Origin of the sequence: Acinetobacter sp. YH16038 (genome assembly GCF_013417275.1) — a bacterium.
GTDB lineage: Bacteria > Pseudomonadota > Gammaproteobacteria > Pseudomonadales > Moraxellaceae > Acinetobacter.
The window spans coordinates 52188-70475 of the sequence record NZ_VPEG01000008.1; the positions used below are offsets into that span (position 1 = coordinate 52188).

Genomic DNA, 18288 nt, shown 5'->3' on the forward strand with positions numbered 1-18288 from the left:
TGGAATGATGGTAGGGAAATGCAGCACCAAGAAAAAATACAGCAACTTCATGAGACTCTGCTGACAGGGGAAAATAATATTCATCAGCTTCTACAAAAGCTAAATATTGCCGATCAGGCCAGAATTTTGTCTGAGCTTGGACCAGCAGAACGCTGTCACCATTTCAAGCAGCTGGAACGTCAGGCAGAAGTACTGGAGTACTTACCACTGGCCATGCAAATCCAGCTGGCCTATCAATTTCCTCTGGAGCAACTGGCCAGTCTGATGGATGCCATGCATTCCGATGACTTCATTGATTTATACAAGCAGATGCCCTGTGAAGTGCAGCAGCAGTTACTTGGCAAATTATCTACCCAGTCGCTACAAACCCTGCGAGAGCTGCATGCTTATCCGGAAGAAACAGCCGGTGCATTAATGAGTTCGGACTTCGCCACGCTTGCTCCCGAGTTGAGCATGACTGAAGCGATTGAAACGCTACGTGATATTGCGGGGAATCATGACACCTTATATCTGATCTATATTGTCGATGAAAAACAGCATCTGCTCGGCGTAATTTCCTTGCGACAAATTATTCAAGCACGGCCGGATGCCACCATTAATGAGGTCATGACCACAGATGTAGTCTATGCCACTGTGGATGAGGATCAGGAGCAGGTCGCCCGTACCTTGGCTTATTATGATTTTATTGCCTTGCCTGTGGTCGACGCGACTCAAAAGCTGGTCGGAATTATTACTTATGATGATGCCATGGATATTGCAGAGGCAGAAAGCACCGAGGATATTTTAAAATCCGGTGCAGTGACGCCTTTGAATGAACTGAGTCTGAAAACCGCACCGATTCTCAGATTGTATCAAAAACGGGTATTCTGGCTGGTCATTCTGGTGTTTGGCAGTCTGCTCTCCGGAATCGGGATTGCTCATTTTGAAGATATTATTTCCACCCATATTGTGCTGGTATTTTTCTTGCCATTATTGGTGGGAAGTGGCGGGAATGCTGGTTCGCAATCTGCCACCTTGATGGTGCGTGCCTTGGCAACAGGTGATGTGCAGTTTAAGGACTGGTTTAGCCTGCTTGGTCGTGAATCCCTGGTTGCTTTATGTCTGGGTGGAACGATGGCCATTGCAGTATCAATTCTGGGTTATATTCGAGGCGACTGGATGGTCGCTGTTGTACTCGCTTTAAGTATGTTAGGTATTGTGCTGATGGGCTGTCTGATTGGCATGAGTTTACCCTTTATTCTCAACAAGCTGAAAATGGACCCAGCCAGTGCATCAGCACCGCTGGTAACGTCGATTTGTGATGCCACTGGGGTGATTATTTACTTGTTTATTGCCTCTCAATTATTGTTTTAAATACCTAGCAATTACAGCTTAAATAGAAAAAATACTTTATGCTCAATTACATCAGCTTCATTTCTGGAAGAACCTATGCCTGATCCCGGACAAAAAAATAAATTGAGCCAACAGGATGTCATTCGTCTGGAGCGGGATCTGGCCAAGTTTGCCAATATGATGGATTCGGTGGTACGGATTCCATTTACCAAGCAGGGCGTCGGGGCAGATGCTGCTTTGAGTACCATTCCGGTAGCTGGAGATATCGCAGGTTTTGTATTGACCAGTTATGCGATTTATAAAGCCCGTCAGATCGGGGTGCCAAGTGAAAAATTAAAGCCAGTCCTGAAAATGGCCGTCATGGATGCTGTGGTCGGCTTTATTCCTGTAGCAGGAACAATATTTGATATTTTTATTCGTCCTAGCCGTAAGGCACTGGATATTGTGCATCAGCATATCCGGGACGAATACCAGATCCGTACCGATCATCATGTGGTACATCCATTTCTGCATGAAAGTTTGGAACGCAGACAACAGCAATCTGCTTTCTGGCGTAATCCTGTGGTGGCCTGGATCTGGATTCATCTACCAGATATCTTAGGAACTTTCTTTTTGATTCTGTTAATTATGGCCATTGGCTGGGGCACAATGCAGCTCTTTCAATGGTTTAAAGCCTGAAGGTTTATAAACCTAAACTTAATAAAAAAGCCTGCAAATGCAGGCTTTTTTCTATCAAGCAATCAATGCGTTGCTTAAGGGCAATCGAGTTGTTGCAAAGCAGCAACACGTTGTTCAATCGTTGGGTGAGTCTGGAACAGTGCCGCCAGACTAAAACCTTGTTCCTGACCAGCAGAAATTGCAAAGGCTTTCATTTCTTTCGGCATAGTATCCGGCATTTCTGATTCCGCCTGTAAACGTAATAACGCTGAAATCATCGCCTGTTTGCCTGCCAAACGTGCACCTGCTTCATCAGCACGATACTCACGGTAGCGTGAGAACCACAGCACGATCGCTGAAGCCATAATACCAAATACGATATCCAGTACAATGGTAATCACAAAATAGCCAATACCCGGTGCCTCACCTTCTTCACGACCGAAGATCGTACGGTCTACAAAGTCGCCAACTACACGGGCAAAGAACATGACAAATGCGTTGACTACACCTTGGATCAAGGCCAGTGTCACCATATCGCCATTGGCAACGTGACCAATCTCGTGTGCCAGTACCGCACGAAGTTCGTCTTTATTCATGCGTTCAAGCAGACCCGTGGACACAGACACGAGCGCATCGTTCTTGTTCCAGCCTGTTGCAAAGGCATTTGACTGATAAGATGGGAAAATACCCACTTCCGGCATTTTAATGCCAGCGCGCTGAGAAAGTTGCGCAACTTCTTGTAATAACCATGCTTCTGCCTGGTTACGAGGGGCATTTGGGTCAATCAGTTCAGTACCGGTTGTTTTTTTCGCCATCCATTTAGACATGAACAGGGAAATCAGTGATCCCACCATACCGAACACAAAACAGATCACCAACAGGTTGCCTAGATTCAAGCCACCCGCGCCATGGTAACTACCGACACCGAAGAGTGACAGGATAATGCCAGCTACAACCAGTACCGCGAGGTTGGTTAGCAAGAACAAACCAATCCGCATCATTGAGAAATCCTCTTATTATAAAAAAATAATCTGATTAGCAAATGAAAATCATTGAAATCAATATGGGGTGAAATGACTAAAAATTCAAGAAAAAAATGGCCCTGGATCACAAAACACAGCTTTATTTTTTGCTGCATTTTCGCTAAGGCCATTCAGAATCAAATAATTTTGATTTGTTTATTCACTTAAATAAATTTTAGCTGCTGCTGTTGCATTTGCCGTTGCATAAGAACCCATCGGTGCATCGGTATAACTGCCATCAGCATTCATAATAATCTGACGCTGATACTTGGCTGCCTGGATGTGCGAAGTGCTGCTGCTATCATTGGAGTAATTTGCTGAACTGGCAATGATGCGGCCTTCACTGGATGGTGTGTTAGACGTGGTTGTACTTGCACTCAGGCCATGAGTATACAGATTTTGATAACGGCTGGTCACACGGCGCACATAATCCTGGGTCTCACGAAAAGGCGGGATTCCACCATATTTGCTGACATTACCTTCACCGGCATTGTAGCCCGCCAGTGCCAGGCTGGTATTGCCATTAAAACGCTTTAATAACCAGGCCAGATATTTGGCGCCTGCCATAATGTTCTGATGCGGATCATAAGCATTACTGACATTAAAGCGACGTGCTGTAGCTGGCATCAGCTGCATCAGGCCCTGAGCACCCACAGGGGAGCGGGCATGGGTATTAAAGCCGGATTCAGTATGCATGACTGCTTTAATTAAACCTTCAGACACACCATAAGTCTGTGCGGCCTGACGAATGATCGAATCAAAAGCATTCTTATTCTTGCTATAGCTAGGCAAAACCGACGACTCGCTGCTGCCCCAGTTACTATAGCTATGAATATTGCTATCCGGATAATAAGTCTTCTTTTCGACCTGAAGATGATTATAACGGCTCTTCTTATTGGTCAATAAGGTACTGCCGTTTTTATCACGCAACTGATAGATGGTTTCACCGGCATACACCAAATGACTGCAGCTCAGCATGACCAAGCTACCGATCAGTTGACACCCCAAGAAATACGTCTTTATTTTCATTGTTTATATTTGATAAATAATAAGCTAGAAAAATTCATGAATGAGTTTAACAAAAAATTACGTAATGCACAGCCTTATACGCTGCATTTATAAACGAGTATGTAAACAGGAAGCTGTCAATATTTTGAACACTAAAATATTTTTTTTATTTAATTTAAAACCTTAGGGTTGACAGGTTTAACTTGTTGATTTTAATAATAAAATAAATTGATCAAAAAATGATCAATTTAAAGAAAAGCCTTAAATTTTGAGGTGAACAAGTTGTCAAGTCCATTTCAATCCACAAAGTTATCCACAGCTTTTGTGGACAACTGTGGAAAAGTCCAAAAGATAAGCATCTCGCTTAAAAATTGAACTAAATCGTTCAATATATCAATCTAAATAAAACATGAAAATGAAACTAATATGGCATTTGTATGAAAATAAATTCTTTTGATGCGATACGGAACCGAATCAGCTAAAATTGCGCGGTATTTCTATTTATGGGTTATTCTCGTCTATGTACTCGCCAGTTGAATCCGAGCAAGGATTTAATTTCAAACCTGAACTGCCAACAAGCTCTGCCTACTACCGTTTGTTGAAGAAGCTTCGCCGCCAGGTCGGACATGCCATTCGCGACTTCAAGATGATTGAAGACGGCGACAAGGTCATGGTGTGTATTTCTGGTGGTAAAGACAGTTATACCTTGCTTGATATCCTGCTTCAGTTTAAACGCATTGCACCAATCAACTTTGATGTGGTGGCGGTTAACCTGGACCAGAAACAGCCCGGTTTCCCGGAAGATGTATTACCGCGTTATTTAGAAGAAAATAACATTCCGTATTACATCTTGGAAAAAGATACCTATAGCATTACCAAAAAACTGACACCGGAAGGTAAGACTTACTGTGCAGTATGTTCACGTCTGCGCCGTGGTTCTTTGTACGGTTTTGCTCAGGAAATTGGGGCGACTAAAGTGGCGCTGGGTCATCACCGTGATGATATTTTGGCAACATTCTTCCTGAACCTGTTCCATGGGGGCAGCCTGAAAGCCATGCCGCCAAAACTGCTGTCTTCTGACAAAAAGAATATCCTGATTCGTCCATTGGCCTATGTGGAAGAAAAAGACATCATCAAATATGCACAGATGCGTCAATTTCCAATTATTCCATGTAATTTATGTGGCTCTCAGGAAAATCTTCAACGTGCCATTATCAATGACATGTTACGTGAATGGGACAATGCACATCCAAAACGTCTGCACAGCATCTTTGGTGCCTTGCAAAATGTTTCACCATCTCAGTTAGTTGACCGCGAATTATTTGATTTTGAAATTCTGGATAGCCAGCGCGAATTCGATTTCAAAGGCAGCTGTTCAACTGAAGAGGCGGTAGAAGGTGAGAACCGCCGCATCAATATGGTCAATTTGGGCTTTGCAGCGGACTAATCGACCTATATAAAGTTAAGCCGATACAGGCATGGGCTACGGCCGATGCCTGAATCAAAAATAACACAAGATAAGAACTACAAAAATTGAACGGTGCGTACAAAATTCGTTAGCCTTTGCCATAATGATCATGTTATAACAAGTCACAAGCATAATAGCTTCAACCTGATGTCGTCTGGATAGTCGACACAAATGAATAAATAAATTGAGGAAAGATCATGCCTGCTTTTTTAACTGATGATTGGTTTTCGACTGTAGACACGCTCACTGCACAAGCTGGTGATTTGGATTTGCCACCTGCTTTGGCGAATCTGGCAATTAATTTGGTCGTTGCAGACACTACAGGTAATACAGAATTATCTTTGGAAGGTGGCGCGATTAAAAAAGGTTTGTCTCCAAATGCAAAAACAACATTGAACATGGATGGCGAAACCTTACGTAAAGTTTTCCTTGAGTTTGATATGGCGGCTGCAATGCAAGCCTTCATGACAGGTAAAATCAAAGTGCAAGGCGATATGTCTCAATTGATGGCATTACAAACAGCGAAGCCAAGCCAAGCTCAAAAAGACCTGTTCAAGAAAGTTCTTGAAAATACCACAGCTTAATAGTTTTGATCTAAAAAGCTGAAGTAATAAAAAAAGCTTACCCTGAGGTAAGCTTTTTTTTTATAGCTGAATATCTGGATTTGAAATGATCAGGCTTAAATATTCACCAGCTGTGGAGTGGTCTTGATGTGTTCCAGATAGGCACGAATACGGGTCACGTATTGCAGGGCCTGACGGTAACGACCATTACTGGCTTTATTCTGTTCCAGATAAGCATACAGGTTTACCCAGTTATTCGGATTCTTGCCTTGGGCCTGAATACGTTTTTGCAGCTGATTCACAGCACCTGGGCCCATGTTATAGGCAACTAAAGCAAACCAGTTACGATCCGGATAAGGGATATGTTCATAACGGCTCAGCATCTGGTCATAGTATTTGGCACCCCCATCAATACTTTCGCCTGGGTCTGTCCGGTTACTAACCCCCATCGCTTTAGCGGTAGAGCTTGTGAGCATCATCAGACCGCGGACACCGGTGGGAGATACGGAGTTTGGCTTTAGATAGGATTCCTGGTAACCGATCGCGGCGAGCAGGTGCCAGTCCAGATCGTACTGCTGAGCAGATTTCTGGAAGCTCGCCTTGTATGTGGGGAGTCGCTGGTTCAGGTCCTGTTGAATTTCATCCCAAGAATGTTCTTCTACCACATTCTGATTGTAGAAGGATGCAAGCTGCTTGATCGCACCACTTTGTTTGCCTTGACAGACAAAAGCACTGGCGGTTTGACTCAAGGGATCACTGGCTGATTTAAATACCAGATTCAGATTGGCATTCAGTCCATTACTGGCCAGTGAAGACTCATCACCACAAGTGGCAGAAAAAGCCGTTAAACGCTGTTGTTCAATCGTACCCAGATCAGTGGTGGTCATGGCCAGATTGGCTTTGCCCTGCGCTACCCATTTCAGGGCCGTGGCATTATCCGGAACAGTTTTAAAATCCAGCTTAACATTCAGGCTGTTGGCATAGTTACGAACCAGGTCATAACCAAAACCATGCTGATGTTGTCCATCCTGAAACACAGTCGTTGGACTTTGAACTGCGACGACGGTGAGTTTGTTGCTATTGACCACATGATCATATTGAAGTGTGGTTTTAGTGGCATTGATACTATGAAAGGGGATAAGTGCCGTACTCAGTACCAGTGCTTTTACAGGGAGAGAAGAGATAAAAGAGCTAAGGCAAAGCCTCGACCCAGTGGTTGAACTACTGTGCATGTTGTCTCCGCTACAAGTAATTTATGCCCTAAAAATCACAGCCAATACTAGCCAGAAACTTTTAAAAGTTTGATAAATTCAATAAGGGTTGGGCAGTCATGACGTCATTCAAAAATGACTAAATTGATCGGGAAATATGTAGAAAAACTACATAGATTAAAAAATAAGCGATTCCAAAAGTAGGGTGCATATTAAAGATCAAAAAATGAATTGTCAAATTTTGTACATAATTTATTTTTTAAATGTAATTTAAGTTATTAAATTTATTGAAGAAAAAAATTGCATATTCTGGCTTGTCCTAAAACTCCAAATAAAATAAGCTCTTAATGTCTAAAAACTGGTTCAAAATTGGCAATTAAAACACATGAAATCTAACCTGATTACCCGTGGTGGACACGACAAATTGGTGGCAGAACTTAAAAATCTCTGGCATGAGGAACGTCCTGAAATTACCAAAAAAGTGAACTGGGCAGCCAGTCTCGGCGACCGTTCGGAAAACGCAGATTACCAGTATAACAAACAGCTTTTACGTAAAATTGATCGTCGGGTTCGTTATCTGGGCAAGCGTCTGGAAGAGCTGCGAATTGTTGATTTTTCTCCTGAACAGGAAGGCAAAGTTTATTTTGGTGCCTGGGTCGAAATTGAAAATGAACAGGGTGAGCAAAAGAGCCTTCGGATTGTGGGCGTCGATGAAATTTATGATCATCATCCGCAGCATATTTCGATTGATTCACCCATGGCACGTGCCCTGTTAGGCAAGTCAGTGGATGATGAAGCTGAGGTGATGACACCATCCGGCAAGAAACTCTGGTTTATCAATTCAATTCGCTATGAAAAGCCAGAAAATTCAGAAGATTAATGAAATTGATTTTATTTTGCGCAGTTGATGCAGAGAAATTGGAAAAATATTTGCCAAGCGCAATTTTTATTTATATGATGGCGGCCATGGAAGCGTGGCAGAGCGGTTTAATGCACCGGTCTTGAAAACCGACGAGGGCTTATACCCCTCCGTGAGTTCGAATCTCACCGCTTCCGCCAGATACGAAAACCCCGATCATTGATCGGGGTTTTTATTTTTAACTCATTAAAATGATTTTAAATTTTCATTGTTCAAAATGATGTGAACATTAAGGCTAAATTCATTCTGAATATAAAAATATCAGCCCCTAAATCTTATGTATAAAATTTTATCTACTCTAAAATTTTCGTCTGATTTTTAACTGAATGAACTGATTTTTACAGAAGTTTTGCGAAAATTTATTGCCAAGAAACAGAAATATTTATATGATGGCGGCCATGGAAGCGTGGCAGAGCGGTTTAATGCACCGGTCTTGAAAACCGACGAGGGCTTATACCCCTCCGTGAGTTCGAATCTCACCGCTTCCGCCAGATACGAAAAACCCCGATCATTGATTGGGGTTTTTTATTGTCTGATCATTGGGGTTTATAGGTCAGACTCAGATGGAAGGCTGCCCTGAATTTCCTGTTGTATCCATGCAACAAATTTTTCAATCAGCGGTGAGCTTTCCTGACTGGAATGGACCAGATAATAGCCTCGTTTCCTTTCTAAAGTCTTGCTGGATACCAGCACCAATTCCTGCCGCTTTAATTCTTTTTCAATCAGCATTTGCGGGATCAAGGCCATTCCCATGCCATGGCTAGCCACTACAGCGAGCATAGAAAACAGTTCATGTCGTTGCCCCTGCAAAGGATTTGGATGTTGGATCTGATGTAGCTTGAACCAGTCTTCCCAGATATTCGGCCGGGTGGTTTGCTGTAATAAAGGGAGTTGAACCAGTTGTTCAGCACTTAAGTCATAGCTGTAGTCATTAATCTTCTGTGCATCGGGAAAATACTGTTGAATCAGGTCAGGTGCACAGACAGCAACTACATCCTCATGCATTAGAAAATGGCTATGCGTACCAGGCCATTGTTCGACCTGTTGAGGTGTTCCTGCATAAATAGCAGCATCGAAAATCTGTTCCTGAAACAGAAAAGGGCGGGTGCTGGTTTCCAGATGTACCGTAATTTCAGGATACAACCGATTAAAGCTCTGGAGTTTAGGCAATAGCCAGCGCGTCGCAAACGTAGGCACTACGCCCAGTTTTAAAGTACCGCCGCGCCCTTGATGCGTAATGACATCCAGTGTTGACTGTTCCAGTCCTTTGAGATGCGGAGTGATACTTTTTAAATATTGCTGTCCAGCATGATTGAGTTCTACACCATGCCGCGTACGGGTAAATAAAGCTGTGCCTAAATACTCCTCCAGTTGCTGGATCTGGCGTGAAATTGCACTTTGGGTTAAAAACAGTTCCTGCGCTGCATAAGTATAACTGGCATGACGTGCAGCAGATTCGAAACAGATCAGCGCTTGCAGGGAAGGTATTTTTCTACGCACCTGTTCATCCTTGAACTTAAAATGGTCAGATATCAATAAATGGTATATCAATCTTATACTACTATACGACTTTGGTATAAAAAATAGGCAAATTAGCTATGAAAAAAATTTCTAGAAATAGCGACTTATATAAGGTATGCATAAAGTGCATAGCTGCATGCAAATTTATTGTTTGAACAAGTCATGATTCATGCCTAGAGTCAATCTGAAGGATAAAATAACATCATCTAATAGATGGAGGATTGGCAGGGAATATTATGAATCAAATGGTCGATACGAAAAAAACCAGCAAAGTCTATTTTAATTGGCAAGATCCGTTCTTACTGGAGCAGCAGCTGACTGAAGAAGAACGCATGATCATGGAATCTGCGCGTGCATATTGTCAGGGGCAGTTACAGCCGCGTGCATTAGAGCAGTTCCGTCATGAAAAAACCGATCCCACTATTTTCCGTGAAATGGGTGAACTGGGTCTGCTGGGTCCAACCATTCCAGAACAATACGGCGGCGCAGGTTTAAACTATGTCAGCTATGGTCTGATTGCTCGTGAAGTAGAACGTGTAGATTCGGGTTACCGTTCTATGGCCAGCGTGCAAAGTTCTCTGGTGATGGTGCCCATCAATGAATTTGGTTCTGAAGAACAGAAACAGAAATATTTGCCAAAACTGGCGACCGGTGAATATATCGGTTGTTTCGGTCTGACTGAACCAGATCATGGTTCTGATCCAGGCAGCATGATTACTCGTGCCAAGAAAGTCGATGGTGGTTACCGTTTGACGGGCGCCAAAATGTGGATTACCAACAGCCCGATTGCGGATGTCTTTGTGGTTTGGGCGAAAGAAGTGTCTCCTGAAGGCAATGTCGGTGATATTCGCGGCTTTATTTTAGAAAAAGGCTGGGAAGGGCTTTCTGCACCAGCGATTCACGGTAAGGTTGGCCTACGTGCTTCGATCACCGGTGAAATCGTGATGGACAATGTATTTGTACCAGAGGAAAACGCGTTCCCGGAAATTCGTGGTCTAAAAGGTCCATTTACCTGCCTGAATAGTGCCCGTTATGGTATTGCTTGGGGTGCGATGGGTGCAGCGGAATTCTGTTGGCATACAGCGCATCAATACACCATGGACCGTAAACAGTTCGGTCGTCCATTGGCTGCGAATCAGCTGATCCAGAAAAAACTGGCAGACATGCAAACTGAAATTGCGTTAGGTCTGCAAGTCGCTTTACGTTTTGGCCGCATGAAAGATGAAGGCATTGCATCAGTTGAAGGTACTTCACTGATCAAGCGTAATAACTGTGGTAAAGCACTGGATATTGCCCGCTTAGCGCGTGACATGATGGGCGGTAACGGTATTTCTGATGAATTCGGTGTGGCACGTCATCTGGTAAATCTGGAAGTGGTCAACACTTATGAAGGTACACATGATGTACACGCCTTGATTCTAGGTCGTGCGCAAACAGGTATTGCTGCTTTTTCTAATTAATTCATTTTATAAATCCGGGATGCTCAGGGTTGAGTATCCTTAGGGCTTTTTGTCCCTAAAAATTAATCAATAACTTAAATAAAGGATTCATCGTGAAGCTTTCTTGTAATTCTTAGTATTAGTAAGCAAAGTTCAAAAGATACGAACAGAAAAAGAATAAAGAACACTGCTGAAGAACTGAAGACAGAGGAATGTCGGTGACTCATTTGGGAAAATGAGGTAATACATGAAAAATGAAAATCAAAATAGTATCCATCAAGACGCTGTCATCTTAGGCTTGAAACTGCCTAAGAATGTTGGAACGGCCCATCGTATTCATACCCATACTTGGAAATTAGCTTTTATATTTGCGTTCGTCTCATTGGTAATTGACGGCGTGGACATCATGCTGCTGTCGTTTAGCTTGACCAGTCTGAAAGCAGAATTTGGTCTGACCTCGTTTCAGGCTGGAATGTTAGGTAGTTCTTCATTAGCAGGAATGGCACTGGGCGGCATTACGGGTGGTTGGGCTTGTGATAAGTTTGGACGAGTGAAAACGATTGCGTGGTCAGTCGTATTTTTCTCAATCATGACCTGTATTTTGGGACTTACTCAAAGTTATGAGCAGTTTATGGTACTTCGCTTTATTGGGGCATTTGGGTTGGGTTCATTGTACATGGCTTGTAATACGCTGATGGCAGAATATGTACCGACTAAATATCGTACTACTGTGCTGGGTACACTCCAGACAGGTCAAACCGTAGGTTATATTGTAGCAACCTTGTTGGCGGGTTCGATTATTCCAGATTACGGCTGGCGTATGTTGTTCTACGTAACAATTATTCCTGCTGCCTTCGCACTAATGTTTATGCGTTTTGTTCCGGAGCCAGCTTCATGGCAGGAAGCTAAAATTGAACAGGCTAAGCGTAAGGCACTGAATCTTGATATTCCCAAAACCCCTATTTCTCCCCAACAGCCATCAGAAAGCATTTATAAGCGTATCTTTGGACATCAGTCGCATCGACGTATGTTCCTATTATGGATGACTACAGCTGCAATTCCTACAGTTCGGTTACTACGGTGTTAATAACTGGATGCCGACCTACCTTGAAACTGAACTTAATATGAATTTCAAGGCCTTAACAGGCTATATGGTAGGTGCCTATACAGCCATGATTTTAGGTAAGATTCTTGCTGGTTATGCGGCAGATAAATTTGGACGCCGTATTACTTTCGTATTTGGTACGGTGAGTACTGCAGCTTTCTTGCCCATCATTATTTTCTATAACACCCCAACTAATATTGCCTACTTATTGATTACCTTTGGTTTCCTTTACGGCATTCCATATGGTGTTAATGCGACTTACATGGCTGAGACTTTCTCAACAGATGTACGTGGCACAGCAATCGGTGGAGCATACAACATGGGACGCCTTGGCGCGGCAATTGCTCCAGCAACGATTGGATTTATCGCAGCAGGTGGTTCTTTTACTATGGCATTTATCGTCATGGGAACTGCGTATTTCATTGCAGGGGTGATTCCAGGCCTGTTTATTCGTGAACGTCAATATGATCCTCAACAGACTAGCTTGGTGAAGACGGCAGAAGCAGAACAAAGCGATTCTATCTCATCAGTCGATGCTAAGAAACCAACTCGACCAGCCACAGCAAGTCAGTAATTATAAAAGAATGAAATGGTCGGGATGTAGCCCGACCCCTTAAAGAGGAATGAGCATGAGTGCATTAAAAGGAATACGTGTACTAGATTTAAGCCGAGTCTTGGCTGGACCATGGTGTGGCCAGATTCTGGCCGATCTAGGTGCTGAAGTTATTAAGATTGAACGTCCTCAGGTAGGAGATGATACCCGTATGTGGGGACCACCGTGGATGCTGGATCAGCAGGGCCAAGTGACACGCGAATCAGGCTATTTTCAATGTGCTAACCGTAATAAATATTCAGTCGCAGTTGATATTGCAAGTGTAAAAGGACAAGAGATTATTCAGGAAATTGCTAAAACTGCTGATGTTGTAATTGAAAACTATAAGGCAGGCTCATTGGCAAAATATGGTCTAGACTATGCCAGTCTAAGTAAGTTAAATCCAAAGCTGGTATATTGTTCAATTACGGGCTTTGGTCAAAACGGACCACGTGCCGAAGAGCCGGGTTATGATTTTATTATTCAAGGCATTTCAGGCCTGATGAGCATAACTGGTGAAAAAGATGGGGAACCATGTGCAGGTGCACAAAAAGTTGGAGTAGCCGTAGTAGATATTCAGACCGGACTCTATTCAACTATTGCTATACAGGCAGCCTTACTGGCACGCCAGCACACAGGACGAGGACAATATATTGATATGTCCTTACTGGATGTACAGGTAGCCACACTGGCCAACCAGGGTATGAATTATTTAACATCAGGTATGGTGCCGAAACGAATGGGAAATAATCATCCTAATATCGTTCCCTATCAAACTTTTAAAGCCAAAGATAAAGAATTTATTATTGCTTGCGGTAATGATAAGCAGTTCAGGGATCTATGTATAGCTATTGATTTACCTAAACTTTTAGAGGATAAAAAATTCCAGCGCAATCAGGATCGGGTGAAACATCGCGATGAACTAATTCCTTTATTGTCAGAATATTTTCTCGCAAAAAATGCCAAAGACTGGGTCGATGCCATACATGCAGTAAAAGTACCGGTAGGTATAATTAATTCGATAAAGGATGCGCTGGCTGAACCACAGATTAAGCATCGGGAGATGGTGGTTAATATCCCACATACGCTGAATGATCAGTTCAAAGTTATTGCTTCGCCAATCAAACTTTCGGACACACCAGTAGAATATCGACATGCACCGCCACAGTTGGGTGAACATACCGGTTTAATCTTATCTAGGTTTAAAAATTCTGAGGAACTAGCTGTATTAAAAAATGAAGGCATTATTGATGGCACAACTCATGACTTAGTTGAAGATTCAGTAGCCTAACCCTGCGTCATTTTCTTACTCCAATTACACTCCTTTGCCGAAGTGATGTTTGACTTCGGCATTTTTTATATCTCTATGTTTATAAGAATTCATCTAAAGCTTGAGTGAAAATAGTCACATCCCGGTTGACGCGGTATGATAGACAGATTCAGGCGTTGGAACAGATTATGAAAATTGTCGCAGATGAAAATCTGGCATTTACCGATTATTTCTTTGCAGAATTTGGCGATATTCAGCATTGTGCAGGAAGAACTCTCACTGCGAACGATGTAAAAGATGCCGAGGCTTTATTGGTCCGTTCCGTGACCAAAGTCAATGCAGCACTCGTACAGGACAGTCAGATTAAATTCGTCGGCAGTGCCACCATTGGTACAGATCATCTGGACATTGCTGCACTAGAACAACAGAACATCCGCTGGAGCAATGCACCCGGTTGTAATGCGCAGGCGGTAGCTGAATATGTGATTACGGCTCTATTATATTTACAACCCCAATTGATCAATGCAAATAAAGATTTCACCTTGGGTATTGTCGGTCTAGGAAATGTCGGTTCGCGTTTAGCAACAATGGCCAAATTGCTAGGCTGGAATGTGATTGCCTATGATCCCTTTGTACAGCGCGATCAGGTTCATCAGGTTGAATTTGAACAACTGCTAAAAACTGCAGATGCCATTTCCATTCATGTGCCTTTAACCAAAACGGGTCAGCATCCGACTTATCATTTGATTAATGCTGCTGCACTTGGACAAATGAAGCCTGAAGCCATTTTAATTAATTCAGCGCGTGGGCCAGTCGTTGAAGAAGCAGCACTAATTGCTGATATTCAGGCAACTCAACGTCAGGTTGTACTGGATGTGTTTGAGCATGAACCGGAAATTTCTGAACAGTTGCTGAATCTGATTACTTTGGTGACGCCGCATATTGCAGGTTATAGTCTGGAAGGTAAGGCACGCGGTACTCAAATGATTTACGACGCATTTTGCCAGACTTTCGGCTTTGAGATTAATAAGCAGTTTGAAAGCCAGTTGCCTGTCTGTGAACAGTTTTTCCAGAATCAGGATTTAAAACTGGCGCTACAGCAGCATTTAACCCAGATCTATGATATCGCCCGTGATGATGCCAATCTGCGTGCCTGTTTAAAAGATGGCAAAGTCGATCAGAAAGCATTTGATCATTTACGCAAGACTTATCCTTTACGCCGTGAATGGGCCGCTCATGGAGGGCCAAAGGCATGAGTCAGATTGTATCTTATCAACCGACCTGCGACTTAAAAGCCATTAAAGCGCGTGCCAACATGTATGCTCAGCTCCGTCAGTTTTTTGCTGAACGTGAAGTGCTGGAAGTAGAAACCCCGATTTTATCTCAGGCTGGCGTGACCGATGTGCACCTGGCTTCGATTCAGGCCCAGCGTCATGTCATGGGTAAGCTCGGCACACATTATCTACAGACCTCACCTGAATTTGCCATGAAACGTTTATTGGCCAGTGGTAGTGGGCCGATTTACCAGATCTGTAAAGTGTTTCGCGATGATGAACACGGCCGCAAGCACAATAGTGAATTCAGCATGCTGGAATGGTATCGTCCGGCCTTTAGTCTGAAAGATCTGATGTTTGAAGTGACAGATCTGTTAAATGTGACGCTTAAGGCACGTTTTGGAGAAATCCGCCCCACTGTGCTCAGCTATAAACATGCCTTTATGGATCGCTTGGATCTCAATCCTTTACAGGCCACTTTGCAGCAACTCAAAGATTGCTGTCGCAGGGTAGGTCTCAATCTGGACTTGGGGGATGACCGTTTAGGGTATATCGACCTTTTATTCTCGCATATGGTCGAGCCAAGCCTGGGTTTCGATACGGCTGTATTTCTGACAGATTTTCCACCGGAACTGGCATCATTGGCTAAAACCAGAATCGATGAAGATGGGGAACTGGTTGCGGCCCGTTTCGAGTTGTATATCGAAGGGCTGGAACTGGCCAATGCTTATGATGAGCTGATTGATGCTGAAGTTTTGCGTTCCCGCTTTGAAGCAGATAATGCAGAACGGGCAGTGCTCGGCTTGCATGTCATGCCGATTGATGAGTATTTGCTGGCGGCATTGCCACAAATGCCGGAATGTTCAGGTATTGCCCTAGGTCTTGATCGCTTGCTGATGATTGCAACCAATCAGATGAAATTGGAAAAAGTGATTACTTTCCCGGCTGAAATTTCATAAATTAAATTCACGATTGATCAGCTGGTTATGACTGGCTGATCATTCCAGATGCTTACGAAATCCAATACTATAACTGTCAAATCCCAGTCCTTGATAAAAGGTATGCGCAGGGTGGCTTTCTTCGCGATTTCCGCTGTTGAGCTGAATCATCTTGAAGCCTTGCTCTTTTGCAATCTGTTCAATAACAGCCATCAGTTGCTTGCCAATACCTTTTCCACGATGGGCCTGATCAATTACAAAAGCCTGAATCCTTAAGTATCCACCGTCAAATTCCCAGGTGTATTCCTGAATAAAATCGGCATAGCCGATTACATGTGAATCCTGTTCTATAACTAGTGTCTGATAATGACTGTCTTGATGAATCCGTTCCCAACGCTGTTTGATATTTTTCAGCGTAGAGGGATAGCCAAGCTGAATCGTGAGTTGATGAACGTCATGCAGGTCTTTTTCAAGATCCAGTTGACGGATGAGATAAGTCATTAGACATGTTCTTAGCTAAAAATAATATCAATCATAATCAATATTTACTTTGCTTAGGTGTTGAAAGTACACGGTAGCTTCAAAGAATTACTGCTATTTATATAGAAAATCGAGATGAGTGAGATTTCAGATATTAAATAAAAAGGCCCCCGAAGGAGCCTGATATTTAGAGTATGGCACTATGCTGTTCTTTCAGTTCTGCCAAAGCCGCAATCCGTTGTTCAATCAGCATTTCACCAATATCCGGACCTTGAATTTCCGGTGGTAAATCTTGTGCTTTGATGCTACGTACAACCTGCATGGCATCCAGCACATATTGAGCCTGAGGATAAGCACGATTTTCCAGACCCAAACGTCCACGGGAGTCACATTCACAGGCCTGTACAAACGCTTCAACACGTTCAGGACGACGCAATACATCCAGACGCTGTAATAAACGCCATAAAGTGCCAGGTTTTAAGTTAAAAGCCTGATGGCATTTTAAGTGTTCTTTACAGACCGCCAATGCCAGCTGTTTAGTATGAGTTGGAACTCTTAAACGTTCACATAGCTCATTTACCGGTTTGATCCCACGTTCTTCATGCATGATATGGCGTGGCAATTCTTCAACAGGGGTTAATGCCTTACCCAGGTCATGAACCAGAACTGCAAAACGAACATCCAGAGTATAATTTTGGCGGCAGGCTTGCTGTAAAGACATCATGGTATGAATACCACAGTCAATTTCCGGATGATATTCAGGACGTTGCGGAATGCCATATAAGGCATCCAGTTCCGGGAACAGCACTTTTAAAGCACCACAACTACGTAATACTTCAAAATACACATCTGCATCTTGTTCCATCAGTGCGCGTGTGGTTTCTTTCCAGACCCGCTCAGGTGTCAATGCATTAAGCTCGCCCGATTCCGCCAGCTGCTTCATCAGCACCAACGTTTCTTCTGCAATGCTAAAACCCTGATGTTGATAACGCGCAGCAAAGCGGGCAATCCTTAAAACACGTAAAGGATCTTCGACAAAAGCTTCTGATACATGACGCAGTACACGATCAGCCAGATCTTTTTGACCGCCATAAGGATCATAAATCTTACCTGAATCATCCATGGCCATGGCGTTGATGGTCAGGTCACGGCGGATCAGATCCTCTTCCAAGGTGACATTGATATCGGTATAAAATTCGAAACCATGATAACCATAGCCAGACTTGCGTTCGGTACGTGCCAGAGCATATTCGTCTTTGGTTTCAGGATGAAGAAAAACAGGGAAGTCCTTGCCAACAGGTTGAAAACCTTTAGCAAGCAATTGTTCCGGCGTCGCGCCGACAACCACATAATCTTTTTCGTGATAGGGGTGTCCAAGTAAATGATCCCGAACTGCACCGCCTACTAAATAAACTTGCATGAAAAAACCTCTATTCTTACAAGCATCATGCTACAGAATAGAGGTTTTCTCAAGTCAAGAAGTTACGCT

The 18288-nt window shown here is 43.2% G+C and carries 15 protein-coding genes, 2 tRNA genes and 1 pseudogene; 12 read left to right on the forward strand and 6 right to left on the reverse strand.

Annotated features, from left to right (window positions below; translation table 11 throughout):
• Nucleotides 1-18: 18 nt before the first annotated feature.
• Nucleotides 19-1353, forward strand: coding sequence for a magnesium transporter (gene mgtE / locus FTV34_RS04985; protein WP_180069091.1), 1335 nt, complete (start codon nt 19-21; stop codon nt 1351-1353).
• 75 nt (nt 1354-1428) lie between these two features.
• A complete protein-coding gene (locus FTV34_RS04990) occupies nt 1429-2010 on the forward strand; it encodes a DUF4112 domain-containing protein (protein WP_005236796.1) in 582 nt (193 codons plus the stop codon).
• 74 nt (nt 2011-2084) lie between these two features.
• Here the strand turns inward: FTV34_RS04990 and htpX are convergent, their stop codons facing one another.
• Nucleotides 2085-2990: a protease HtpX gene (gene htpX / locus FTV34_RS04995; RefSeq protein ID WP_166137792.1), complete on the reverse strand. Its 906-nt coding sequence runs from the start codon at nt 2988-2990 to the stop codon at nt 2085-2087.
• A 177-nt stretch (nt 2991-3167) separates the two neighbouring features.
• Nucleotides 3168-4040 (reverse strand): lytic transglycosylase domain-containing protein, encoded by an 873-nt coding sequence (locus FTV34_RS05000; RefSeq protein WP_180069093.1) that lies wholly within the window; start codon nt 4038-4040, stop codon nt 3168-3170.
• 499 nt (nt 4041-4539) lie between these two features.
• Between FTV34_RS05000 and ttcA the strand changes: the two genes are divergently transcribed.
• Together ttcA and FTV34_RS05010 are read left to right on the forward strand one after the other, a co-directional pair.
• Nucleotides 4540-5466 carry a tRNA 2-thiocytidine(32) synthetase TtcA gene (gene ttcA, locus FTV34_RS05005; protein ID WP_005236792.1) on the forward strand — a complete coding sequence of 309 codons (927 nt, stop codon included), beginning with the start codon at nt 4540-4542 and terminating at the stop codon, nt 5464-5466.
• 218 nt (nt 5467-5684) lie between these two features.
• Entirely contained in the window at nt 5685-6071 is a 387-nt protein-coding gene (locus FTV34_RS05010; protein WP_004784757.1) for an SCP2 sterol-binding domain-containing protein, read from the forward strand.
• 95 nt (nt 6072-6166) lie between these two features.
• On the opposite strand, the gene FTV34_RS05015 is transcribed toward FTV34_RS05010, so the two are convergent.
• On the reverse strand, nt 6167-7282 hold the full coding sequence (locus FTV34_RS05015) for a transglycosylase SLT domain-containing protein (RefSeq protein WP_180069095.1): 1116 nt from the start codon (nt 7280-7282) through the stop codon (nt 6167-6169).
• Between the two features lie 364 nt (nt 7283-7646).
• Between FTV34_RS05015 and greB the strand changes: the two genes are divergently transcribed.
• From greB to FTV34_RS05030, 3 genes are all read left to right on the forward strand, one after another.
• Nucleotides 7647-8141 carry a transcription elongation factor GreB gene (gene greB / locus FTV34_RS05020; RefSeq protein ID WP_159123487.1) on the forward strand — a complete coding sequence of 165 codons (495 nt, stop codon included), beginning with the start codon at nt 7647-7649 and terminating at the stop codon, nt 8139-8141.
• Nucleotides 8142-8229: 88 nt separating this feature from the next.
• Nucleotides 8230-8320: transfer RNA gene (locus FTV34_RS05025), tRNA-Ser, on the forward strand.
• 260 nt (nt 8321-8580) lie between these two features.
• Nucleotides 8581-8671, forward strand: a tRNA-Ser gene (locus FTV34_RS05030).
• A gap of 55 nt (nt 8672-8726) precedes the next feature.
• On the opposite strand, the gene FTV34_RS05035 is transcribed toward FTV34_RS05030, so the two are convergent.
• Nucleotides 8727-9680 carry a LysR substrate-binding domain-containing protein gene (locus FTV34_RS05035; protein ID WP_180069097.1) on the reverse strand — a complete coding sequence of 318 codons (954 nt, stop codon included), beginning with the start codon at nt 9678-9680 and terminating at the stop codon, nt 8727-8729.
• 257 nt (nt 9681-9937) lie between these two features.
• Here FTV34_RS05035 and FTV34_RS05040 point away from each other — a divergent pair, with 257 nt between their 5' ends.
• The 5 genes and pseudogenes from FTV34_RS05040 to epmA all read left to right on the forward strand — a co-directional run bounded on the left by FTV34_RS05040 (nt 9938) and on the right by epmA (nt 16340).
• Entirely contained in the window at nt 9938-11161 is a 1224-nt protein-coding gene (locus FTV34_RS05040; RefSeq protein ID WP_180069099.1) for an acyl-CoA dehydrogenase, read from the forward strand.
• Between the two features lie 226 nt (nt 11162-11387).
• A pseudogene (locus FTV34_RS05045) lies at nt 11388-12819 on the forward strand (MFS transporter).
• A gap of 55 nt (nt 12820-12874) precedes the next feature.
• The gene (locus FTV34_RS05050; RefSeq protein ID WP_180069100.1) at nt 12875-14128 is read left to right on the forward strand and encodes a CaiB/BaiF CoA-transferase family protein; all 1254 of its coding nucleotides are present in this window, start codon (nt 12875-12877) and stop codon (nt 14126-14128) included.
• A 167-nt stretch (nt 14129-14295) separates the two neighbouring features.
• On the forward strand, nt 14296-15363 hold the full coding sequence (locus FTV34_RS05055; protein ID WP_180069102.1) for a 4-phosphoerythronate dehydrogenase: 1068 nt from the start codon (nt 14296-14298) through the stop codon (nt 15361-15363).
• Nucleotides 15360-16340, forward strand: coding sequence for an EF-P lysine aminoacylase EpmA (gene epmA / locus FTV34_RS05060; protein WP_180069104.1), 981 nt, complete (start codon nt 15360-15362; stop codon nt 16338-16340). The genes FTV34_RS05055 and epmA overlap by 4 nt, the downstream gene beginning before the upstream one ends.
• A gap of 39 nt (nt 16341-16379) precedes the next feature.
• Here the strand turns inward: epmA and FTV34_RS05065 are convergent, their stop codons facing one another.
• Complete coding sequence (locus FTV34_RS05065; RefSeq protein WP_180069106.1) at nt 16380-16820, reverse strand: GNAT family N-acetyltransferase; 441 nt, start codon at nt 16818-16820, stop codon at nt 16380-16382.
• A 166-nt stretch (nt 16821-16986) separates the two neighbouring features.
• A complete protein-coding gene (locus FTV34_RS05070; RefSeq protein ID WP_180069108.1) occupies nt 16987-18219 on the reverse strand; it encodes a multifunctional CCA addition/repair protein in 1233 nt (410 codons plus the stop codon).
• Between the last annotated feature and the right edge of the window lie 69 nt (nt 18220-18288).